Source organism: Paracoccaceae bacterium (genome assembly GCA_033344815.1).
Classification (GTDB): Bacteria; Pseudomonadota; Alphaproteobacteria; order Rhodobacterales; family Rhodobacteraceae; genus Roseobacter.
Genome location: JAWPMR010000001.1, coordinates 2,593,248 through 2,615,248, shown reverse-complemented (window position 1 = coordinate 2,615,248; position 22,001 = coordinate 2,593,248). Strand labels below are relative to the sequence as shown.

General features: G+C 54.3%; 19 protein-coding genes. 5 read left to right on the top strand and 14 right to left on the bottom strand.

What is annotated here, in order from left to right:
* Positions 1–213 precede the first annotated feature (213 nt).
* The gene (locus R8G34_12145; GenBank protein ID MDW3223613.1) at positions 214–1,488 is read left to right on the top strand and encodes a CAP domain-containing protein; all 1,275 of its coding nucleotides are present in this window, start codon (positions 214–216) and stop codon (positions 1,486–1,488) included.
* 92 nt (positions 1,489–1,580) lie between these two features.
* Here the strand turns inward: R8G34_12145 and R8G34_12140 are convergent, their stop codons facing one another.
* The 3 genes from R8G34_12140 to R8G34_12130 all read right to left on the bottom strand — a co-directional run bounded on the left by R8G34_12140 (position 1,581) and on the right by R8G34_12130 (position 4,012).
* On the bottom strand, positions 1,581–2,564 hold the full coding sequence (locus R8G34_12140; GenBank protein MDW3223612.1) for an MBL fold metallo-hydrolase: 984 nt from the start codon (positions 2,562–2,564) through the stop codon (positions 1,581–1,583).
* A 115-nt stretch (positions 2,565–2,679) separates the two neighbouring features.
* Positions 2,680–3,543, bottom strand: a complete 864-nt coding sequence (locus tag R8G34_12135; GenBank protein ID MDW3223611.1) for a LuxR C-terminal-related transcriptional regulator — start codon at positions 3,541–3,543, stop codon at positions 2,680–2,682.
* Positions 3,518–4,012, bottom strand: a complete 495-nt coding sequence (locus R8G34_12130) for a hypothetical protein (protein ID MDW3223610.1) — start codon at positions 4,010–4,012, stop codon at positions 3,518–3,520. The genes R8G34_12135 and R8G34_12130 overlap by 26 nt, the downstream gene beginning before the upstream one ends.
* Positions 4,013–4,316: 304 nt before the next feature.
* Here R8G34_12130 and R8G34_12125 point away from each other — a divergent pair, with 304 nt between their 5' ends.
* The gene (locus R8G34_12125; protein ID MDW3223609.1) at positions 4,317–4,856 is read left to right on the top strand and encodes an RNA polymerase sigma factor; all 540 of its coding nucleotides are present in this window, start codon (positions 4,317–4,319) and stop codon (positions 4,854–4,856) included.
* The gene (locus R8G34_12120) at positions 4,853–5,617 is read left to right on the top strand and encodes an anti-sigma factor (GenBank protein ID MDW3223608.1); all 765 of its coding nucleotides are present in this window, start codon (positions 4,853–4,855) and stop codon (positions 5,615–5,617) included. Before R8G34_12125 ends, R8G34_12120 begins: the two co-directional genes overlap by 4 nt.
* Positions 5,618–6,083: 466 nt before the next feature.
* Here the strand turns inward: R8G34_12120 and katG are convergent, their stop codons facing one another.
* The gene (gene katG, locus R8G34_12115) at positions 6,084–8,261 is read right to left on the bottom strand and encodes a catalase/peroxidase HPI (protein ID MDW3223607.1); all 2,178 of its coding nucleotides are present in this window, start codon (positions 8,259–8,261) and stop codon (positions 6,084–6,086) included.
* 111 nt (positions 8,262–8,372) lie between these two features.
* On the opposite strand from katG, the gene R8G34_12110 reads away from it, so the two are divergent.
* Positions 8,373–9,287 carry a hydrogen peroxide-inducible genes activator gene (locus R8G34_12110; GenBank protein MDW3223606.1) on the top strand — a complete coding sequence of 305 codons (915 nt, stop codon included), beginning with the start codon at positions 8,373–8,375 and terminating at the stop codon, positions 9,285–9,287.
* A 405-nt stretch (positions 9,288–9,692) separates the two neighbouring features.
* Here R8G34_12110 and R8G34_12105 read toward each other — a convergent pair whose 3' ends face one another.
* From R8G34_12105 to R8G34_12085, 5 genes are all read right to left on the bottom strand, one after another.
* Positions 9,693–10,667, bottom strand: a complete 975-nt coding sequence (locus R8G34_12105; GenBank protein MDW3223605.1) for a tripartite tricarboxylate transporter substrate binding protein — start codon at positions 10,665–10,667, stop codon at positions 9,693–9,695.
* Positions 10,664–12,196, bottom strand: a complete 1,533-nt coding sequence (locus R8G34_12100; protein MDW3223604.1) for a tripartite tricarboxylate transporter permease — start codon at positions 12,194–12,196, stop codon at positions 10,664–10,666. Before R8G34_12100 ends, R8G34_12105 begins: the two co-directional genes overlap by 4 nt.
* A gap of 2 nt (positions 12,197–12,198) precedes the next feature.
* Positions 12,199–12,639 (bottom strand): tripartite tricarboxylate transporter TctB family protein, encoded by a 441-nt coding sequence (locus R8G34_12095; protein MDW3223603.1) that lies wholly within the window; start codon positions 12,637–12,639, stop codon positions 12,199–12,201.
* Positions 12,640–12,674: 35 nt separating this feature from the next.
* Complete coding sequence (uraD, locus tag R8G34_12090) at positions 12,675–13,253, bottom strand: 2-oxo-4-hydroxy-4-carboxy-5-ureidoimidazoline decarboxylase (GenBank protein ID MDW3223602.1); 579 nt, start codon at positions 13,251–13,253, stop codon at positions 12,675–12,677.
* 136 nt (positions 13,254–13,389) lie between these two features.
* Complete coding sequence (locus R8G34_12085) at positions 13,390–14,352, bottom strand: LysR family transcriptional regulator (GenBank protein MDW3223601.1); 963 nt, start codon at positions 14,350–14,352, stop codon at positions 13,390–13,392.
* Between the two features lie 104 nt (positions 14,353–14,456).
* Between R8G34_12085 and R8G34_12080 the strand changes: the two genes are divergently transcribed.
* On the top strand, positions 14,457–14,837 hold the full coding sequence (locus R8G34_12080) for a hydroxyisourate hydrolase (protein ID MDW3223600.1): 381 nt from the start codon (positions 14,457–14,459) through the stop codon (positions 14,835–14,837).
* A gap of 286 nt (positions 14,838–15,123) precedes the next feature.
* Here R8G34_12080 and gyrB read toward each other — a convergent pair whose 3' ends face one another.
* From gyrB to dnaA, 5 genes are all read right to left on the bottom strand, one after another.
* On the bottom strand, positions 15,124–17,538 hold the full coding sequence (gyrB, locus tag R8G34_12075; GenBank protein ID MDW3223599.1) for a DNA topoisomerase (ATP-hydrolyzing) subunit B: 2,415 nt from the start codon (positions 17,536–17,538) through the stop codon (positions 15,124–15,126).
* Positions 17,539–17,616: 78 nt separating this feature from the next.
* A complete protein-coding gene (locus tag R8G34_12070; protein MDW3223598.1) occupies positions 17,617–18,237 on the bottom strand; it encodes a LysE family translocator in 621 nt (206 codons plus the stop codon).
* Positions 18,234–19,337, bottom strand: a complete 1,104-nt coding sequence (recF, locus tag R8G34_12065) for a DNA replication/repair protein RecF (protein MDW3223597.1) — start codon at positions 19,335–19,337, stop codon at positions 18,234–18,236. Before recF ends, R8G34_12070 begins: the two co-directional genes overlap by 4 nt.
* 34 nt (positions 19,338–19,371) lie before the next feature.
* Positions 19,372–20,490: a DNA polymerase III subunit beta gene (gene dnaN, locus R8G34_12060; protein ID MDW3223596.1), complete on the bottom strand. Its 1,119-nt coding sequence runs from the start codon at positions 20,488–20,490 to the stop codon at positions 19,372–19,374.
* 144 nt (positions 20,491–20,634) lie between these two features.
* Complete coding sequence (dnaA, locus tag R8G34_12055) at positions 20,635–21,993, bottom strand: chromosomal replication initiator protein DnaA (protein MDW3223595.1); 1,359 nt, start codon at positions 21,991–21,993, stop codon at positions 20,635–20,637.
* Between the last annotated feature and the right edge of the window lie 8 nt (positions 21,994–22,001).

Genomic DNA, 22,001 nt, shown 5'->3' with positions numbered 1-22,001 from the left:
TGTCGCGATAACCGGATAACCTTTTTTCGCGTCCACCCTGATTTCATCAAAATTTGAATCATAATTGACAAAATCAGTTGTTTTCGGCGGTGTTCCCCATCATTGCGCGACTTTCTGCTTTTTGAAGTCGCAGCACCTCTAGCTGCCTTCCCAGGTTCGTTGTGTCTCTCTACCGCTTGAGCCGTGGCAAATAACAGGAAGGACGCAGGAACTATGTCGAAAGCAAATACACTCGAACGCCAGATGTTGGATCTGATCAACACAGAACGTCTCTCGATTGGTTTGGATCCGTTGCGACTCGAGCTTCGCCTCAACGATTCCGCGGAAGATCACAGCCAGTGGATGATCAATACGGATCGGTTCAGTCATACCGGCGTCAACGGATCATCGTCCACGGAACGGATGCGGGATGCAGGTTTTGAATTTACTGGCAGCTGGCAGTCGGCGGAAAATATCGCCTGGCAAAGCGTGCGTGGACAACCGGGACTCTCGGACGATGTCGTTGATCTGCATCAGGGCTTGATGAACAGCCCGGGTCACCGCGCAAACATCCTCAATCCGAACCTCGAAGTGATCGGCATCGGTATTGAGCGCGGCGAATACAAGGGCTGGGACGGTCTGTTTGTGACGCAGAATTTTGCTCGTACCTCTGCACCTTTGCAAATCGACAACGGTGGAAACACGCCACCCGAAGTGCCGGTTACGCCCAGTGCGACACTACAAATCGGCGCTGAGACTGTCGCGCAGGCCTCTCCTGACATCTGGCACAAAGTCACATTCGATCAGGAGATCAAGGATGCCGTTGTTGTGATGGGACCCGCGAGCAGTGAGGGCAGCGATCCTGTCACGATCCGCGTGCAAAATGTAACTGATACCGGATTTGAATTCCGTATGGAGGAATGGGAATATCTTGACGGCCGTCACACCACCGAAACGATTAGCTGGATGGCCGCCAGTGAAGGCACGCACGCGTTGGCAGATGGGCGCACCATCACAGCGGGATCTGATGCGGCAAGTGACACCGTAAAGCGCGTCGATCTTGGCGATGGTTTTGAGGATGACCCGCTGGTGTTTGCGCAGGTGACGTCAAACCGCGGCGGGGATACAGTGACCAGTCGCGTGGATATGGTCGATGCCGATGGGTTTCGCTTTCGCTTGCAGGAAGAAGAAAGCAGAGGCGGCCATGTGGTGGAAGACTTTGACTGGATTGCGATCGAGGATGGGAATTCTGGCGGAGTGTCCTTAGGTGAAATCAATGGTGTAACGCATAAGCCTACCCTCGTTGCGCATAACGCAGGGCAGGCATTGTTTGCTCAGATGCAGACCTTCAATGGCAGCGATACGGCGAACCTGCGGTACGATGCATTGGGAAACAGCTCCCGCATTTGGGTAGATGAAGAAACCTCCAGTGACGCGGAGGTGGCGCATGTCCGTGAAACGATCGGCGTGATGACTGCAGATATCGGCACATACGACCTGTTTGCGTAGATCACAGGTCTGTACCCGCGCGCCCGTTGCGCCACCGTGTTTTCAAGTTCGACAAAGAGCCATGAACTGGCTCCTTGTCCTTTTTCCTGATGTTATGCCGTCATGACATTATGGCCGAAATACATGAATTCACGATCCATGCCGCCAACCTCGGCTGCATTCAGTGAAACACTTCCCGCATCCAGCATCTGGAAGCTTTTCTGACCCTGAACCCACTCATCCGCTGTTCTGAGTGTCGATAGCGTATAAGTCGTTGTTTCATTGAGATAATGCGTCGGAATAACCACTTTGGGCTTCAACCGATCAACGATCGCATTGCCCTGTTCGTAAGACAGAATGTGCTCTGATCCATCCACGGGAAGGGTCAATACATCGACGGTCCCAATGGCCTCCCAGAATCCCGGCCCGGGATCCGCGCGGTTGTCGCCCCAGATCAAGGTGCGGATGCCGCCAGTCTCAATCAGGTAGACCACCATATCCATATGGCCCACGTTATTGGGTGCACAGGCCTCCACCCCAAATTCAGCAAGCGCGTTGGTCCAATCGTAGTAGCCCGGCGCTTTACAGACGTGTTTGTCTGCAAAACCAGTGATCTTCAGGTCCGCAAACTCGAATGACCCCACCATGCGATCCAGCACCATGGTCGACACGGGACGATCAATCGCGTCGTGGTCAAAATGTGTATGGGTGGACAGAGTGATGTCTGTGACCGTTTCCGGGAATTTGTTTTTGTACCACAACCCCCAGGCCCCGGACGGATCATCCCGCCATGGATCTACAACAACGGATGCCCCACCCGGAGATGTAATCTTAAAGGCGCAGTGACCGAAATACTCGACCGTGACCGCACCATCAGGATAACTTGAGGCGTTTTGCAATTCGATCACGTGGTTATTATTTCCCGGTTGGGTCCAGTCAGTAGACTGCGCTTGCGCGGACGCCGTGCCCAGCAGGCTGGCCGCGCTGCCAACACCAACGGCCCCTGCTGCCATGAAAAATGAACGGCGCGACAGACCAGGCGCGAGATCGTCCTTTTGCCCGTTCAGCTTAATCGGTTTTAGATCTTTCTTATCCATTGTTGCTTTTCCCTGTTTTCACCCACCGCAGGATCAGCGGCATGCGAAAAAAGTAGAGGCAAACAACAGAACCGTCTTGATAGAAAAGTAAGGGGCTAATATGGGGGATTTCCCCCTATTGAACCAAGGAACTCAGATGCTGGCGCAGACTTTTTCCCTGATGCGTCAGGCCCAGTTTTTGCCGAATGTTATTGCGGTGAAAATCCACCGTACTGGTGCCACGCGACAATGTACTTGCAATCTCCTTGGTGCTGCGACCCTGTACGATCAACTGTACGATTTCGGCCTCAGTCGGTGTCAGAGCTTCGAGCGTTTGCGCCAGTTTGCCGCTGAAAGCCGATGTGATGTTTTTGAGGTTCGCCTCGACAATTTCCAGATGGGACAGGCTCCTGTCATTGTCTGCATTTAGCTGCCGCAACCGACTGATATGGGGCAAAATCAGCTCTTTCACTTCTTGCGCAATCCGTTCTTCGATGTCGGATTTGGAGGCTTCCACACTTTTCAACAAAACACGAAGTGCGGTATTTGCGTCTTCCAGATCCTGTGTCCGTCTGTTGATCAGAGCTTCGCGGGAATCCAGTTCTCGCTTCAAATCCGCTTCGGCCTTTTTGCGGTGCTCGTTTTCCTGAAGCAATGCCAGATCATCTTCAACGATCCGGCAAAACTGGCGTAATCCTGCCCTGAATTGTAACGCACGCTCATTGCGGTTCCGATCCAGCATGCAGATGGTCCCGAAAACAGCCCCATCGGGCCATTTCAGCGGAAGGCCCACATAGAAGCTCATACTGAATTCCAGATCGGCATTGTCATGCCAACGCGAGTCACTTGTTGCGTCCTCTACGCACAGCTCTCCATCGTTTTCAAAGACGCCGTAACAGTAGAGTTTGTCGTGAAGTTGGAACGACTGGCCTTCAACGTAAGGGTTTTCATCTCCCGCGCTGGACACATAGACGTCATGCTGTTGGTCTTGCGTATGCATGATCAACGTGGCCGGAACTTTTGCGATATCGGATATCTGGTCTACCAGGTATTGCCATTTCACGAGCGTTTCTGAGGAAACCACCGGCCGGACGTACGGGGTGCTGGGATTCATAGGTCACCGTCATTTTCTTGGCGCGGATGTGATTATGCAAATACGCCACAAAGGTAGGATAGCATGTCTTCCGTTGTCCAGCTTGTTGGCCGCGCACCAGGGCTTCAAGGCGCCGTGCTTCTAACATCGAGGCACAGTAGGCCAAGGTGATGGCCTTTCGCCATCGCTTTGAACCTGAGCGCGACACGATGGTTAAATTCTGCGCTTGATGGTTGGAAAATGGGCGCAATCTTTCCTGGAAAGAATAATTATCCATCCTTGAACGTAGTTTCAGCAGATACTGAATGCAGCTTCTCTTTTTGCCCCAAGAAATGCACAGGACTGATTTGGAATTGGCAGGTGAATATTGCGCCATACGCAAGGACTGGAAGACCCGGCTGTACCAGGCTGCAGGTTGGTTTTCGCTTTTGGCGACGGAAAAAAATGTTGCGCTTTACTTTTGGGTGTGGGCTGCCAGTCTTGCGCATAGCATCACAGGTGTTGAGTGTTCTGGACGCTGTGCACCAATTACGGGGTATGGGAGAAGGTGGATGGGTTCCCAATGCGCGCCCGACTGAATGTAGGCTTGGAGGCCGCAAAAAAAACCGCGACGGAGCCTCTTGCAGATGTCGCCGAAACGAGTGCTTTGATGTGAGAGAGAACAGTATCAGGCCAATAAAATGGCGCGGGCAGATTATAGCGACAGGACCGCAATGACGTTCGAGCAATTTAAATCCCAGATGATCGAGCTTTTGCCGAGGTTGCGTCGATTTGCGCTCAGTTTGACACGATCCGGTCCCGACGCAGATGACCTGTTGCAAGATGCGTGCACAACTGCGCTCCAGAAGTGGGGGCAATATGATCCCTCTCAACCGCTTGATCGGTGGATGTTCCGAGTTTTGCGAAATCTTTGGATATCAGAAATCCGCAAGCGTAAGGTTCGCGTTGGACAGGGGCAGGTCCCGGCAGAAGAGGAGTCCGCGCTGCGTGTGGAGGATACCGCTGTCGATCAGCTGGCGGCGCAACAGGCGCGTGGAAAAATAGAAGAATTACCCAGCGATCTGTCCCAGCCTCTGATGTTGGTGTGTTCCGAAGGCTACAGCTACCGTGAAGTATCAGATTTGCTGGGCATTCCGATTGGAACTGTGATGAGCCGGGTCCATCGCGCTCGCAAGACCGTCATCGCCGTACTATCGGACTTGGAAGGGGTCGCAGAGTGACAGATTTATCAATGAAACTAAGCGCGTATCTGGACGGCGAACTAGACCCTGCGGAAGCTGAAACTATTGAAGCACTCCTGGAGAGCGACCCTGTCGCGCAGACCGAATTGGATGATCTGTTGCAAGCGCAGGTGGACGCGCAGGATATGTTTGACGCACAATTGAGGCACCCGGTTCCTTTGGCACTGGTCCGACAAATCAAAGACTCGCAATCCCCTGATGCGACGAGCCCGGCACGACCGATTTGGGGGGCGATGGCGGCAAGTCTTGTGGCTCTGACACTGGGCGGGGTCGGTGGATTCCTGTTAAAAGATCAGATCACGCCGACGCAGACAGCTGGATGGTTGGCTGACATCGCCGACTATCATAGCGTCTATTCAGAACAGGAACGGCATCTGGTCGAAGTTGGCGCGGATGAGTCCGATCACATCGAGAAATGGTTGGGCAACACAATTGGTGCGACTTTCTCCATTCCGTCTCTATCCGAATTCAATCTAACCTTTCAGGGGGGTCGATTGTTGGTTGCAAACGGCAAACCCGTGGCGCAACTGATGTACCGTCAGGAAGACGGCACGGTTATTGCTCTTTGTTTGCAGAGCAGTTCATCGGCTCATGAAGGTCAGCTTGTGTTCAATAACACGACGATCAACGGGTTTGATTTCGTGTCATGGCGTGCACAGGATGCGCGTTATGTTTTGATCGGCCCGGAGGGGCATTCCGGTTTGAACGCCATTGCATCACAGGCTGCATTGGAGATTTAGATTTGCGCTTTTTTCAAGTGGATGACGTGGATGAGAGATGGCTAATCGGCTGACAGAAGGGCCCCACCCGCAGGACCGCCGAGATGACCGTTAGTTAGGCAAGAAAGCTGAGACATTTAACAAAAAGCATTTTGGTGCGCAAAACCCTGCTTGCAACGTCGGACAAGCTTGACTGCAAAAACCTTCAAATACCACATCAATACAGCCAAAGTCTGTTGGCACAGGTCCCGAGCCATCAATGCCACAAAAAAGCGTGCTTTCGGTTGTCGTCGCGCTGAGGCGTCGTCACAGCGGCTGGTAGGACTCTGAAGGACTTGCTGGACGTATCCGCACGACCAAGGCGTCGCAAACGGCTAAAATGTTTGAATTACGTGTCCGCGCCTGCGCAAAATCTGTTGGTATCACTCTTTCTTCGACGCTTAAGGCAGTTCGAGCAAGCTATAGCCTGCTCGAACCATGATAGGGGTTAAGTCAAGAGATCGAAGCGGTCCGCGTTCATGACCTTTGTCCAAGCGGCAACAAAGTCACGCACGAATTTCGCCTCATTGTCGTCCTGCGCATAGACCTCAGAGAAAGCCCGCAGGATTGAGTTGGAGCCGAACACCAGATCGGCACTCGTCGCCGTGTATTTGACTTCACCGGTGGCGCGGTCTTGCAACTGATATGTGCCATCATCCTCAACCGGCACCCACTTGTAGTCCATGTTCGTGATGGTCTGGAAGAAGTCGGTGGTCAATTGCCCTTCACGTTGGGTGAAGACTCCATGCTTGGAACCGCCGTAGTTGACGCCCAGCACGCGCAAGCCACCAACCAGCACGGTCATCTCTGCACCCGTGAGGCCCAAAAGCTGCGCCCGGTCGAGCATGAGCTCTTCAGCAGGAACGCTATAGCCCTCTTTCAACCAGTTGCGGAAACCATCGGCGACAGGCTCAAGTACCGAGAAACTGTCAGCGTCAGTTTGAGCGTCACTGGAATCGCCGCGTCCGGGCGTGAAAGGCACAGTGACGTCCGAACCTGCGGCCTTGATCGCTTGCGATATACCGACATTGCCCGCCAGAACAATCACGTCGGCGACCGATGCACCTGCCTCAGCGGCGATGGGTTCGAGAATGCCCAGTACTTTTGCAAGACGCTCAGGTTCGTTACCGACCCAGTCCTTTTGTGGTGCAAGGCGGATGCGGGCACCGTTGGCGCCGCCCCGCATATCAGAACCGCGATAGGTCCGTGCACTATCCCAGGCTGTTGCGATCATCTCGGCGGCACTCAGACCGCTGTCAGCTATTTTTGCAACCACGGCGTCGACATCGTAGCCCGTGGCACCTGCAGGCACCGGGTCTTGCCAGACCAGCTCTTCTTTGGGCACGAAAGGACCGTAGTAATTGGCTCTTGGTCCCATATCGCGGTGTGTCAGCTTGAACCAAGCCTTCGCGAAGGTTGCGGACAAATAATCCGGGTCCTTATGAAAGCGTTCACAGATCTCGCGATAAACCGGATCGACTTTCATCGCCATGTCAGCGTCCGTCATGATCGGATTGTGCGTGATGGAAGCGTCCGTCGCATCAGGGAACTTGTCTTCTTCAGCAATATTGATCGGCTCCCACTGGAAGGCACCGGCGCGGGATTTTTTCGTTTCCCACTCGTATTTGAACAGCAGTTCCAAATACCCGTTGTCCCATTTGGTCGGATTGGACGTCCACGCCCCCTCAAGACCGGATGTATGGGCCGTATTGGCATTCCCGTCAAAACCAGGATCGCTCCAGCCAAAGCCAGCGTTCACGACATCCGATCCTGCAGGCGAGGGACCCACGTCCTCAGCGGCAAGCCCGCCGTGACATTTGCCAACCGTATGACCCCCAACTGTTAGGGCTGCGGTTTCTTCGTCATCCATTGCCATACGTGCGAAAGTCATGCGGACGTATTTCGCCGTTTCGGCAGGGTCGGGCGTGCCGTTCACACCTTCTGGGTTCACGTAAATCAAACCCATGTGAGATGCCGCGAGCGGATTATACATCGAGGTCGCGTCCTCGACATCGTTTACACGCTCTTCTGTGGGGGCCAGAATTTCGCTGTCATTCCCCCAGTTGATGTCGATCTCCGGTCCCCAGATGTCTTCGCGCCCAAAGGCAAAGCCGTAGACTTTCAAACCCATGTTCGAATAAGCAACGGTCCCGGCCAAAACCAGCAGGTCCGCCCAGGACAAGGCATTGCCGTATTTCTTTTTGACCGGCCAAAGAATGCGCCGCGCCTTATCAAGACTTGCGTTGTCAGGCCATGAGTTGAGCGGTTCAAAGCGGATGTTGCCGGTGCCGGCCCCGCCGCGCCCATCACCCAAGCGGTAGGATCCAGCAGCGTGCCATGACAGTCGGATGAAAAGGCCACCATAATGGCCCCAGTCGGCTGGCCACCATGTCTGGCTGTCTGTCAACAATTTATCCACGTCGTCCCAAACACCTTGAAAATCAAGTGCTTTGACGGCCTCGCGGTGGTTGTAATCAGAATCCATCGGGTTTGATCGCGCATCATGCTGGTGCAGGATGCTGAGGTTCAGCGATTTCGGCCACCACTTGGTCGGGTGGTTGTCCATTTCGGTATTGCCGCCATGCATGACGGGGCAGCCGCCCGGTATCACATTGTTTCCGTCCATCATCTACTCCATGTCCTGTGAGGCCGCGTCCCGCGCGGTTTAGAATGACTCTAACCTGTGATGTTCATACACTCCAATTGATTCTTCTAACCGAAACGATAACCTGTGCTTATGATTGGTTTGACGCTAAAACACCTCCGCTACTTCGATGCGCTTGCCCGCCATGGCCACTTTGGTCGCGCTGCAGAGTCCTGTGGCATTTCCCAGCCAGCCCTTTCGGTACAGATAAAGGATCTGGAAGCGATGTTAGGTTCGCCGCTGGTTGAAAGGAGTGCGCGTCGCATCCGTTTGACAAACCTTGGAGACGCTTTTTTGGAGCGCGCCCGCGGGATCCTTGTTCAGGTTGGCGAGTTAAACGATCTTGCCCGTTCGGCAATAGGGCCTCTGGCAGGGCAATTGCGTCTCGGCATAATTCCCACGGTGGCACCCTATCTTTTGCCCCAGGTGATGGCCGCATTGTCGGCGAGGTTACCGGGAGTTGATCTTCACCCGCGCGAATCCGTCACAAAGTCGCTGATTACAGATTTGCTGGACTCGCAGCTGGACGCGGCCATTGTGGCTTTGCCGATCTCTGAACCAGCGCTTCAGGAATTTGCGTTGTTCAACGAAGACTTCGTGCTTGTGCGCCCGATCAGCGAGGCGAACAGACCCGTGCCGAGCCCGCAGATGTTGGGAGAGATGCGGCTGTTGCTGCTAGAGGAAGGGCATTGTTTCCGGGATCAAGCGCTTAGCTTTTGTGAGGTTTCAACGGCTAACCCGCGCTATTTAATGGAGGGGAGTTCGCTTTCGACTCTGGTTCAGATGGTCGGTGCCGGATTGGGTTTGACGCTTATCCCTGAGATGGCGGTGCCTCTCGAAACCAGGCTCGCTGCCGTATCAGTCGCCCGCTTCCAGCCGCCAAGCCCTGACAGAAGCATTGGGATGGTTTGGCGCAAAACAAACCCTCTGGCGGAGAAGCTGATGGAGATCGCCGCCATCGTTCGGCAAGTCGGCGACGTAAAACACCCGTCGCCGTATTCGACGTAAACTCCCACCGGACGGAATCGAGGATAGGAAAAGGCGATGTCTTGCGTTTCGTCTTGTTAAAAGACCTCTTACCCGCAACGCCTCAGATCTTTGGAACTTGCAAGCAATGGATCTGTTTGCGTCTCGCGTGCAACCCTTCGAGCGTCGGTCGATCAGTGGTCATTTCTCGCAGTGATGCGAAGGGTGTTTTTTATGCTGAGACCATCATGTTCCGTTCCGCGAGATCTGTGGAGTTTACTGTACTATCAGTATTTTGGAGACGATTTCACCATTAGTGTTGTGGGCAATTGATGCACATCGGCCATCGGTCGATTTTCGACTGACTGCAAAGCAGTTTTCGGGGGTCACTTGAAATCCGCTCCCCCCCAAAACTTGCGCGGCCCCAATTGTTCAGACCCGAAGCGTCTACTCTGCAATGCCAGCAGAAACGATCAGGGGTGCCCAAACGTCGATCTGCTTGGTTACAAAGCCCGTGTATTCCTCTGAGGACATTGGTGTATGGGTAATCCCAAGCTCGGTGAGCCTGGACTGCACTTCGGGAGTGGCGAAGACAGCAAGGACAGTTTCATTGATTTGAGCTGTCAAGGCCGGGTCCAGTCCAGCGGGTGCGGATAGTCCCACCCAGTTTTCTATGACAATGTCATAGCCTTGTTCCACAAACGTCGGGACGTCCGGCAGTTGTGGGTTTCGTTCTGGTGACGCGATTGCAAGCGCAATGGCTTCGTTGTCTTCGATCATGTCACTGTTCTGTACGACCATGTCGTAAAAGGAATCGAGTACGCCAGCACGAAAATCCTGAATGGCGGGTGAACTGCCCTTGTAGGGAACGTGAATCGATTCCACTTCAAGTTTCGCGTCTACTGCCTGCCCCAAAATATGTGAAATTGAACCGACGCCGCTTGAACCATAGGTCATGGGTGTGCCTTTCACGTGCGCAATATACTCATCGAGATTTGTGATGCCCGATGAGGGTTGAACAAAAAGCCCCGGAGCGGACGCGCCGATATAGGCAACATGGGTGGCCCCCGCAACTGGATCGTAGGGGATTGACTGGAAGCGCGTTGGCGCAATTGTGTAGGGTGCATTATTGGCAAGAATAAGGGTTGTGCCGTCTGGATCCTGTTGGGCGACATAGTCCGCAGCGACGGTACCGGCAGCCCCGGGGCGGTTGTCCACAACTGCTTTCTGACCAAAATCCGTATCAAGATGCTGGGCCAGTAAGCGTGCTACCAGATCGCTGGTTCCGCCCGGAGGGAAAGTCACAACGATACGCACTGGCTCGCTGCTCCAGGCGCCTGGTTCGGCAAAGGCAGAGGGTGCTGCCAGTGCGGTAACTGTGACAAAGGACGTTGCCAGAAATGCGGTTTTCATCATGGTCATGAGGTCGTTCCTTCTGTTGAATTCTGTAATGGGGTTGGTTTGGCAAGCCTGCGTGAACGCAGAGCCGAAAAGAGGGCGCAGGCCAGTATGAGCGCAGTGAGCGCCAGCAATGTGGCGCTGATCGGGCGTTCCAGAAACACCATGGGGTCGCCGCGCGAGAGCAACATGGCCCTGCGTAATTGCTCTTCCATAAGTGGTCCGAGCACGAAGCCCAAAAGCAAGGGGGCAGGCTCGAACCGGAACAGCTTCATCAGATAGCCGATCCCGCCAATGACCAACGTCAACCAGACGTCAAAGACGTTGTTGTTGAGGCTGTATACCCCGATGCATATCAACACTATGATCGTTGGGTACATGTATTTGTAAGGAATTTTCAGCAGCCGCACCCAAATCCCGATCAGTGGGATATTGAGGACAATCAGCATTACATTTCCAACCAAAAAGCTCGCGACGAGGCCCCAGAACAGATCTGGCTCTTCCGTAATCAGGCGCGGTCCCGGCGTGATACCGTAGATCATCAGCGCTCCAATCACGATCGCCATGGGCGGGCTTCCGGGCACCCCAAGGGTCAACGTTGGAATGAAGGCTGTCTGCGTTGCCGAGTTGTTTGCGGCTTCGGGTACCGCGACACCGGGCACCACACCCGTGCCGAACTTGGAACGGAGTTTGTTCACGCGTTTTTCAACCGAATAAGCAATTGCTGCAGCAATGGTCTGGCCTGTTCCGGGCAGCGCGCCGAAAAATGACCCAATGGCACCCCCGCGCAGGATGGGAGCGGCAAGCGATTTCCATTCAGCTTTGGAGGGGTAAAAATCGTTATAGTCGATGTCCTGAGTAGCTGACCCGCCTTTGTTGGCGCGGATCGATGCAATGACCTCACTAACTCCGAACAGTCCCATTGCAACGATCACGATGTGGATGCCGTCGCGCAATTCGGGGATGCCCATGGTGTAGCGCAAATCACCTGTTGTGAGATCGATCCCGATTGTCCCAAGCATCAAGCCTGCAACGACCATGGCGATTCCTCTGAGAGCGCCACCGTTGCTGACGGCGGAGGCAGCCATGAGTCCAAGAAGGATAACCGCAAAGTAATCCGCCGGGCCAAAGGACAGGGCGAGTTTTGCAAGGCTTGGCGACAGCAGGGCTATCACGATCATTCCGATAATCCCGCCGCCAAACGAGGCAGTCGCAGTCGAAAATAGCGCAACACCTGCGCGGCCCTGCTGGGCCATGGGATAGCCTTCGATTGCGGTAATCGAGGCCGCAGGTGTGCCGGGGATATTCATCAAAATCGAAGCGATCGAGCCGCCATATTCGGCGCCATAGTAGACACCGGCGATCATGACGAGCGCGCTGGTTGGTTCCAGATAAAAGGTGAGTGGCAGGATCATAGCAATTGCAGCCATTGAGCCAATGCCCGGCAAAACACCGATAAACGTGCCTACAAAGACCCCAATGAAGCAATACAGAAGGTTATGCGGCTCCATCACGACCAACAGACCTGCGTAAAAACTGGCGAGAATGTCCAAAGCTACCCTCCCGCAAAGGCATTGAGCGGAAGATTCAGTGCCTGAATAAAGATGGCCCATGCGGCGAGTGATATGGCTGCACCAAGGGCGACTTTCCCCCCGATTGGTAGATTGCGATCCGGAGCGCTGGCCACAAGAATGGTAAGGAAAACCGCTGGAACCAAACCAAGCCTGTCCGCAGTGCCGGCAAAGACTGCCAGCGCCGCCCCGATCGCAGTAAGACTTATCCAGTCGGCAGCCTCTTGCGCAGGCTCTGAACGCACATCCTGAACGGCTATGGCCAGTGACAAGATCATCAGGATGAAGCCAGTGATAAAGGGGAATGCGCCCGTGCCGAGGCGAAACGGCGACCCAAGCCCCAACTGCCACCCTCCTACGATAAAGATCATACTGCCAGCGCACAATATTCCCCCCGCAATCAATCCCTGCCATCGCCACGGCATTTGATGTTTTGGAGATTTTTGAGCGGGCTCTGTCATCATTGCACGGCTTCAGATTGGGCGTCAGCAGGCGCAGAATTATTTGCATCGGGCCCGCCAAAGGTGCGTCGCACGCGTTCCGCACTGACACTGCAAATCTGTTCTAGCGCCCGGTTTATTTCGGAGGTCTTGTCTGCAGAGAGGCGGATGTCGAACTCCGCAAAGACGCTGTCCATGCTTGTATGAGAGGACAGCGCCACGATGAACGGAAACCCGAACTTTTCGCGGTAAGCTCTATTCAACTTTTCAAGCCGCGTACGGTGGGCATTATCAGATGACGTCAAGCCAAATTGCCCCTGTTCTTTCTGGGACGCGATTGTCATTGATTGCGGTTGATCTGTCGCCAATTCAGGGTGAGCCTGAAAGAGATCCATGCGTTGGCTGTCGCTAAGAGCATACAATTCCTCTGATATTCTCAAGATCAAATCCGCCAGATCTGCAAATGGCCGATGACGCAGCACTTGCATAACAACCGCAGGCGCGCGCTCGATGACCGGCTCGAGAAGCTGCAAAGCGCGCTTTTCGTCGCAATTATTGAGTTCACGAATATCAACCAAGCCGACAACCCCCAAGATCATACCGAGGGTAAGTGGCGGAACTTGTTGCTGTCTATAGAATAAAAAACACGCTGTTGTTGCCAAAAACAGAATGAATTACCGTAAATTGGAACGCTTGTTTTCTGTCTGCTCGCTTTGAGAACACTGCGCCCAAGTTTCAGACACTCGGGTGTCCTCTTCCGACCCGATGGTTGAGGACGTCGACAGTGAGTTCGGCAATTTGATCGAATATCCCTGTCCGGGGCATCTGGAGATTCGAAATGACGGAGAACGTCTGACTGAAAGTCGTATCATCAGCGATGGGAATGAACTTGAGCTGTCCGCTTTCCAGTTCCGGACCCGCATCAAATTCTGAGGTTATCGCCAGATACCGCCCGGAAGCCACGAGTTGTTTCATGAGTTGGATGGAGTTCACGACAACTGTGTCCTTCGCCTGCTCGAAAATCCAACCGTGGTGTGCTTCGAGTAGTTTCCGGATGGACAGACTCGAATCCTGAAATACGGCTGGATGCTGGATCAACTCGCTCAATCGAATGCTGTTCAGTTCCGCTGCGGGATGCGACGGCGTTAGGATACAACCAAGCGGAAATTCCCGGCTCCAGTGAAAAAACAAGTTATCGTCAGGTGGAACATTGACGACAGCAGCGATGTCAACATCACCGTTCAGGACCTCTTTGGCAGCATTGATTGGGCTGGTAATATCGATACTGATCTGAACACGTGGCAGGTGTGAAACAATGCTTTTGACAAGTTCGGGCACAAATCCATTCACCATCCCGTCCATTGCGGCAATGGTGATGTGGCCCTGCTCAACCCCTCGTTCAGACTGCACGGTCGACCAAAGGCGGGCACTGTCCAAGCGCCAGTCACGCGCGAGTTCCAGAAGATGATACCCCGTTGGAGTTAACGTCATACCCTTGGTGTTTCGGTCAAATATCTGCGTTCCCATATCCTCCTCGATCGTGGTGATCTGGCGCAAAATTGCGGAGGCAGAAATCCCCAGTTCTCGCGATGCCGCTTGTATCGATCCCAATTGTGCGACCTGTTCGAAGTAATGGAGCGCGCGAGGAACGATTTTTAGAGCCACAGTTTCAACCTCTGAGAAAACCCGGTTGAGCATCTGGATATCATTCTAATTGTTCAAATAGGAAGGCCTGATTTATAGCATGGATCAGAACGCTGATCTGTGCGAAATGTGGAGTGTTTTCAACCATGGAGACGCGTGTGCACACCAAATCCGAACCCTTCGAACCTGGGGGAATTTCGATCCATGCGGTTGACGTGTCTCGTGGCGTTCCGGCCGTGGGATTGAAGCTGAGACTAATCCTGCTGGGAGACACCCGCATCGACGTCGCGTCCGGCCAATGCAGTTCCAGCGGGTTGTTTGACCATCCGGTTTCACAAGGCAAACACGTCACCCGTGGCCTGTACGAAGTGGAATTCGACGTAGGCGACTATTACCGCGATGCCGGTATCAGCCTGCCTGAGCCTTCTTTCGTTGAAATTGCTGTTTTCCGGTTTGGCATCGACAAAGTGCATGAGCACTTCCATCTGCCGTTCAAGTTCACGCCGTGGGGGTTTTCTCTTTTCCGAGGTGGTGCGTGATATATTGAATCGGTGCCTGATCCTTCCTTTACCAGAACGCACTTTTTGGGATGTCTTCTCAATACAGCGGTATCAAATAAGTGTTGGTTTTGGTGAAAGGAGTGTGCTCACGCCGTCGCCATGGTTTTTCAAACAGCGTGTGACAGCAACCTCAAATAGTGCAAAACCCGTTCAAGTTCCGGGGCGATGGATGGTGTTCAAAAACGTCCCAATATTATGAAAGAAAAGGCTTTCAGCCGTCAAATGCGCGCCTGAAATGTGCAATTTCGTCTATCCATGCCGGTCTCTAAAAGTCGAGATTCTCGACGCTCAGCGCGTTTTTCTGAATGAACTCGCGCCGCGGTTCAACCACGTCTCCCATGAGCTTGGTGAACAGATCATCCGCCTCCGCCATGTCCTCGACTTTCACCTGTAATAGAGTCCTTGCGTCCGGGTCCAGCGTAGTTTCCCATAGTTGGTCGGGATTCATCTCGCCAAGGCCTTTGTAGCGCTGTAGGGACAAACCTTTTTCGCCCTCCTGCAAAATCGCATCCAACAGATCCATGGGTCCCAGAATGGATTGTGTACGATCCTTACGCACCAGCGTCGCGGGCAGGCTGTAAACATCTTGCAGGCTCTGGGTAAACCCGCCGGTGCGTTTGGCCTCGCCACCGCGCAGGATACGGCCATCGAGTGTACGCACTTCTTCCACACCGCGCAGAATACGAGCTAACCGAATGCCGTGATCCTGTGTGATCCGCCCTTGCCAACCGCGTTCATATTCGGCAGCAATCAGGTTCAGGCGCGCTGCAACCTTGTCAGCCGTACCTTGAAGATCAGCATCCACAACACCGGGTGTGAAGGCCCCGGCGATCGCGGCCTGTTCAAGAATATGACGCGGGTAGTGGGTTGGAAAGGCTTCAAGCACACGGCGCATCTGACGCGCCAGATCGACAACGCGGGACAGATCTGCGCCAGTGATCTCTTCACCGTTTCCTTGTTTCAGCATGGCGCCGTCAATGCCTTGCTGGACAAGGTAGTCTTCCATAGCTGCCTGATCTTTCAGGTAAACTTCGGATTTCCCGCGAGACACCTTATAGAGCGGTGGTTGCGCAATATAGAGATGCCCGTTCTCAATAAGTTGTGGCATTTGCCGATAAAAGAACGTCAACAAAAGTGTTCGAATGTGCGCGCCGTCCACATCGGCATCCGTCATGATGACGATCTTATGATAGCGCAGTTTGTCGATGTTGAATTCATCGCGTCCAATGCCGGTACCCAACGCCATAACGAGGTTGCCAATCTCTTGCGACCCCAGCATCCGATCAAAGCGCGCGCGTTCTACATTCAGGATTTTACCCTTGAGAGGTAGAATTGCCTGCGTTTGCCGATCCCGACCCGTTTGGGCGGAGCCGCCGGCGCTGTCACCCTCCACAAGAAAGACTTCGGTCTTGGAGGGGTCTTTTTCGGAACAATCCTTGAGTTTCCCAGCCAGGAAATTCACATCCATCGCCGTCTTGCGCCGCGTCAGATCGCGCGCTTTACGCGCGGCTTCGCGGGCATGTGCGGCCTCGATGATCTTGCCCACAACGACCTTGGCCTCAGCGGGGTTTTCCTCAAACCATTCGGCCAGTTTCTCGTTCACCATGCCCTCAACGGCGGGTCGAACTTCTGAGGAAACCAGCTTGTCTTTGGTTTGGGACGAAAACTTTGGATCCGGCACTTTGACCGACAATACGCAAGTCAGACCTTCGCGCGCATCATCCCCGGTGAAGCTCACCTTTTCCTTACGGGCGATGCCGATGGATTGCGCATAGTTGTTGATGGTTCGCGTCAGGGCGCCGCGAAAGCCCGCCATATGTGTGCCGCCGTCGCGTTGCGGAATGTTGTTGGTGAAAGGCAGCACATTCTCGTGGTAGCTGTCGTTCCACCACATCGCGACCTCGACGCCAATGTCGTCTTTTTCACCGGTGATAAAGATCGGCTCGGGCATCACGGAGGATTTGTGACGGTCCAGATATTTAACGAACTCCTTGACGCCACCCTCATAGAAAAGTTCTGAGCGCAGGTGTTCTGCCGGGCGCTCGTCCGTCAGAATGATGCGCACTCCGGAGTTCAGAAACGCCAGTTCGCGCAACCGTTTTTCAAGTGTCTCGAAGGAATAATCCAGATTTGAGAAGGTCTCTGTCGAAGCCATGAACCGCACTTCGGTGCCGCTGCGTTCAGTTGGACCGATGACTTCGAGGTGCTTCGTCGTAAATCCGCCTTCAAAACGCGCGATATGCTCTTGGCCGCCGCGCCAGATACGTAATTCCAGCCAATCACTGAGCGCGTTCACGACGGAAACACCAACGCCGTGCAACCCGCCAGAAACCTTATACGAGTTACTATCAAATTTGCCGCCCGCGTGCAGCTGGGTCATGATCACTTCGGCGGCCGATACGCCCTCTTCCTCGTGAATTCCCACAGGAATACCGCGACCGTTGTCGCTGACAGAAACCGAGGAATCTTCGTGAATTGTGACCGTTACGGCGTCCGCATGACCCGCCAACGCCTCGTCAATCCCGTTGTCGACCACCTCATACACCATGTGGTGCAGGCCCGACCCGTCGTCAGTGTCCCCAATGTACATTCCGGGACGCTTTCGAACTGCCTCTAAGCCTTTGAGAACTTTAATGGAATCAGCGCCGTATTCTTCTTGCGCCTGATCGTTGTCGGACATGCCGCTACACCTTCGTATTTTTGCCAATTTATACGTTTTTTGGGCGGGGTTGTCACGCAGTTGGCACAATATTTTGTGTCAGATCAGGGGAATAAGCATACCAACCGCAATCAGGAGCACGCCAGAGGTGATATTGATGCGCGCGAGCGTGTCAGGCGCAGTAATGATACTGCGGACATGGCCCACACAAGCCGCGAGTATCAAGTTGCCGATCATCGGAATTGCGACCGAAACACCAAGGATTGCACCAATGTCCAGAAGGGTCACGCCGCGCAGATCAAAAAAACCGGGCAGGACGCCCATATAGAACAGTACAGCCTTGGGGTTTCCCAAAATTGCCACCATTCCGGCCAGAAATCCGGGCCAGAGACCGGGGCGGGTCAGGGTGCTGTCGGCGCTGATTTTCTGGTGCGCATGCTTGATCAAGAGCGCGCCCATGAGGATGAAAACGCCACAGGCCACCCATCGCAGCACGGTCATGAAAACATCGAATACTGACAAGATCCACGAAATGCCAAGGATGGCAACAAGGGGCCAGACGATATCGCCGACTGCGACACCCAGCGCAAGCGGCCACGCGGCCTGAAATCCCCCCGACAGAGCGCGCGCCATCAGCGCCAGCCAAACCGGGCCGGGCGTCAAAAACAGGATCACAAGAGCGCCGGAATAGAGCAGAAGATCAGACAGTGTGATTGTCATCGCGGCGTTGATATCTGTGAAATACCATTGGTCTCACTGACCTCAATGTATTGCGCGCGGTCTCTGAGAGTGTCGAAAAGCTCAGCACCTGTGCCTGTCATCCAAGCTTGCGCCTCCAGCGCGATGATTTCATCATAAAGTGCTGCGCGGCGGTCTGCGTCCAGATGCGCGGCGACCTCATCCAGCAGCAGCAATGGCGGCGCGCCAAAATCCCGCGACAGGGCCCGCGCATTGGCAAGGATCAAGGATACCAGCAGCGCCTTTTGCTCACCCGTGGAGCAATCCCTGGCCGGGACATCCTTTGCACTGTAGAATCCGAGAAGATCAGCCCGGTGCGGCCCGATCAGGCTGCGCCCGGCAACCATGTCCCGGTTTCGATTTTCCGCAAAGGCCAGGCGCAAGTCTTCTTCGGTTTCCGGCAAGTCGTTGTCAGGATGGGTGAGGGTCAGATCGGCAGCGGGAAAAGCGGTTTCGGCATCTTGTTGTGCTGCGGCCAACTGGGCCAGGGCGGACCGTCTGTTGAAGTCTATTACCGCGCCTGACTGCGCCATCTGACTTTCGAGCGCATTATACCACGCGGGGTCCCGTACCTGATCCTTGAGCAGACGATTGCGTTCCCGCATGGCGCGTTCATAGGCCAAAGACGCCTCCGCATGGCCTGGCTCGAAACTCAGGGTCGTACGATCCAGAAAACGCCGTCTCCCTTCAGCGCCCTCGATCCACAACCGATCCATCGCGGGGATCAACCATAGTATCCGCGCAATTCGGCCCAATGCTGTTTGCGGTGCGGTTTTTTCGTCAATCTTGATGTGACGGGCAGCACCGTTTTCCGACCAGATTTCGATTTCATGCATCTGGTGCAAGGAGTGCAACAGGCCTGTGACCTTCCATCCCAGAGCCTCCGGGCGTCGTGTCATGTCCTCAGCACTGGCCCGCCGCAAACCGCGCCCCGGCGAAAAAAGTGAAACAGCTTCAAGCACATTGGTTTTACCTGCACCGTTGGCCCCAAACAGCGCAACCGGGCGCGCATCTATAGATATACGTCCCAGTTTGTGTGACCGGAAATGCGAAAGCGTCAGAGATGTCAGCGCCAGTGTCACGACATCACCTTAATGTTGTGGGCGATGTGATGGGTTAAACGCGCATCGGCATGACAACATAGACTGCTGACAGGTCATTGCCTTCGCGCATCAAAGTAGGATCGCCCGAGGAGTTGAACATGAACACCGCGTTTTCGCGATCTACCTGACTGGCAATTTCCAACAGGTATTTTGCATTGAAGCCGATTTCCAAACGTTCGTCGTTGTAGGCGACGGCCAGTTCTTCTTCGGCAGCACCGCTATCGGGGGCGTTCACGGACAAAATGAGACGATCTTCGTCGAGTTGTAGTTTGACTGCGCGTGAGCGTTCCGAACTCACCGTTGCAACGCGGTCCACGGCTTTGGCGAAATCACTTGCGTCGACCTCAAGCTTGCGGGTGTTACCTTGCGGGATAACCCTTGTGTAATCAGGGAACGTCCCGTCGATAACTTTTGAGGTCAGCGTGATGTCGGGAGTCGCAAAGCGGATCTTCGTCTCGGAAACCGAAACGGCGATTTTCATGTCATCATCGTCCAGCAACTTGCGCAATTCGCCAACAGTTTTGCGCGGTACAATAACGCCGGGCATTTCTGAGGCACCTTCCGGCAAATCGGCATCAATACGTGCCAGACGATGACCGTCCGTTGCCACGCACCGCAAGACCTGACCGCCGTCCGCGTCAGAGACATGCATGTAAACCCCATTCAGATAGTACCGTGTTTCTTCTGTTGAGATCGCGAATTTCGATTTGTCAAACAACCGTCGTAAAACCGGGGCAGATGCAGAGAAGTTCGACGCGTACTCCGAGGAGGCCATGACCGGGAAATCTTCCTTTGGCAGCGTCGCCAGAGAAAAATTCGAGCGGCCCGCGTCAACGGTCAGCCGTCCCGTTGCGCCATCCGCTGTCAGTGTTACCAGCGCACCGTCAGGCAGCTTGCGCACGATCTCATGCAGTGTTGTGGCAGAAACCGTGGTTGCCCCAGCACGCTCCACCTGAGCCGGAGCTTTATCCACAACCTCGATGTCAAGATCAGTGGCGCGGAAAGTGACATCGCTGCCTTCTGCCTCAATCAACACATTTGCAAGAATTGGGATTGTGTTGCGTCGTTCAACAACGGACTGCGCTTGAGACACCGCTTTCAGCAGGGCGGCACGTTCGATACTGATCTTCATGATTTTGTCATCCTTCCCACCAGTCGGGAAAGGCAAACTACCCGGTTCCACCGACTTCACAAGACTTTTGTTGTTTTGTGTGTTGGAAAGATGGGGGCGTCAAGACCCGCGACCACTTTGAAGGTCAGCGGGTCTTTTGAGTGACTATTCTTCCAGCGCGCGGCGCAGCATCTCCAGATCTTCGGCGATCTGGCCGTCTTGCACCTTGAGTTCCTCGATGCGTTTGACGCCATGCATGACCGTCGTGTGATCGCGTCCGCCAAAACGGCGTCCGATTTCGGGCAAAGACCGACTGGTCATTTTCTTGCACAGATACATCGCGACCTGTCGTGGGCGTGCATAGCTGCGCAACCGTTTCGGACCAATCATATCAGATAGACGGATGTTGTAGTGGTCCGACACCTTGCGCTGAATCTCTTCCACGGTGATTTTGCGTTCAGAAGCACGCAACACATCAGAAAGACAGTCCTGCGTGAGTTCCATGTTGATCTCGCGGCCGACCAAAGAGGCAAAGGCGAACAGACGGGTCAATGCCCCCTCAAGCACACGCACGTTGGTGGAAATACGATGCGCAAGGAATTCCAGCACGCCGGTTTCAACTTCCAGACCGGGATAGTTCAAGCGCTGTTGCTCGACCTTGCTTTGCAGAATCCCAAGGCGCAGTTCGTAATCCGTCGGGTGCAAATCCACAACCAATCCGCATTGCAGGCGCGACTTTACGCGATCTTCCAAGTCCTTGATTTCGCCCGGCGCCCGGTCGGCGGAGATAATGATCTGCTTGTTCTGATCCACCAGCGCGTTGAACGTGTGAAAGAATTCTTCCTGCGTGCTGCCCTTGCCGGCGATGAATTGGACATCATCGACCATGAGCACATCCACGGAGCGGAAGATTTCCTTGAAGTCCATCATCTTGCGGTCGCGCAGCGCTTGAACAAACCGGTACATGAACTGTTCGGCCGAAAGATACAGCACATTGATGTCGGGACGACGCTGGCGCAATTCATGTGCAATGGCGTGCATCAGGTGGGTTTTACCAAGGCCGACGCCTCCGTAAAGGAACAGCGGGTTAAAGGTGACGGGGCCGCCTTCGGCAACGCGACGGGCGGCAGCGTGGGCCAGTTCGTTGGGTTTGCCGACAACGAAGGTGTCAAAAGTGAAACGCTTGTCCAGAGGGGCTGTTGCCATGGAACTGCCCGTGTTCCGATGAACCGGGCGCGCGGATTCAGGCGCGGCGGGAGCCGCCTCGGAATGTGCTTCAGCCATAACGGGAACAGCGAAACGCAGGCGGCGTACTTCAGGATCTTCGGCCTTCAACTCATGCAGGATCAGGTCCGCAAAGTTCTGGTTCACATAGTTCCCCAGAAAATTGGTTGGAACATCGAATGTTGCGATCCCGTCTGCGCTGGCGCGAAACTCGATTGGTTCAATCCAGTTCGTATAGTTGTTTTGCCCTACAGTCTTAAGCAGTCGTTGCCTCAACTGCCCCCATTGTTCTTTAGTCATATTAGACC

What these genes read in the sequence shown, in the direction of transcription:
- dnaA (MDW3223595.1), bottom strand. Translation starts at nt 21,993, where the DNA reads ATGACTAAAGAACAATGGGGGCAGTTGAGGCAACGACTGCTTAAGACT.
- R8G34_12110 (MDW3223606.1), top strand. Translation starts at nt 8,373, where the DNA reads ATGATTGGTTTGACGCTAAAACACCTCCGCTACTTCGATGCGCTTGCC.
- R8G34_12095 (MDW3223603.1), bottom strand. Translation starts at nt 12,639, where the DNA reads ATGCCGTGGCGATGGCAGGGATTGATTGCGGGGGGAATATTGTGCGCT.
- katG (MDW3223607.1), bottom strand. Translation starts at nt 8,261, where the DNA reads ATGGACGGAAACAATGTGATACCGGGCGGCTGCCCCGTCATGCATGGC.
- R8G34_12070 (MDW3223598.1), bottom strand. Translation starts at nt 18,237, where the DNA reads ATGACAATCACACTGTCTGATCTTCTGCTCTATTCCGGCGCTCTTGTG.
- R8G34_12105 (MDW3223605.1), bottom strand. Translation starts at nt 10,667, where the DNA reads ATGACCATGATGAAAACCGCATTTCTGGCAACGTCCTTTGTCACAGTT.
- dnaN (MDW3223596.1), bottom strand. Translation starts at nt 20,490, where the DNA reads ATGAAGATCAGTATCGAACGTGCCGCCCTGCTGAAAGCGGTGTCTCAA.
- gyrB (MDW3223599.1), bottom strand. Translation starts at nt 17,538, where the DNA reads ATGTCCGACAACGATCAGGCGCAAGAAGAATACGGCGCTGATTCCATT.
- R8G34_12085 (MDW3223601.1), bottom strand. Translation starts at nt 14,352, where the DNA reads ATGCTCAACCGGGTTTTCTCAGAGGTTGAAACTGTGGCTCTAAAAATC.
- R8G34_12140 (MDW3223612.1), bottom strand. Translation starts at nt 2,564, where the DNA reads ATGGATAAGAAAGATCTAAAACCGATTAAGCTGAACGGGCAAAAGGAC.
- uraD (MDW3223602.1), bottom strand. Translation starts at nt 13,253, where the DNA reads ATGATCTTGGGGGTTGTCGGCTTGGTTGATATTCGTGAACTCAATAAT.
- R8G34_12145 (MDW3223613.1), top strand. Translation starts at nt 214, where the DNA reads ATGTCGAAAGCAAATACACTCGAACGCCAGATGTTGGATCTGATCAAC.
- R8G34_12130 (MDW3223610.1), bottom strand. Translation starts at nt 4,012, where the DNA reads ATGGCGCAATATTCACCTGCCAATTCCAAATCAGTCCTGTGCATTTCT.
- R8G34_12125 (MDW3223609.1), top strand. Translation starts at nt 4,317, where the DNA reads ATGGCGCGGGCAGATTATAGCGACAGGACCGCAATGACGTTCGAGCAA.
- R8G34_12135 (MDW3223611.1), bottom strand. Translation starts at nt 3,543, where the DNA reads ATGCATACGCAAGACCAACAGCATGACGTCTATGTGTCCAGCGCGGGA.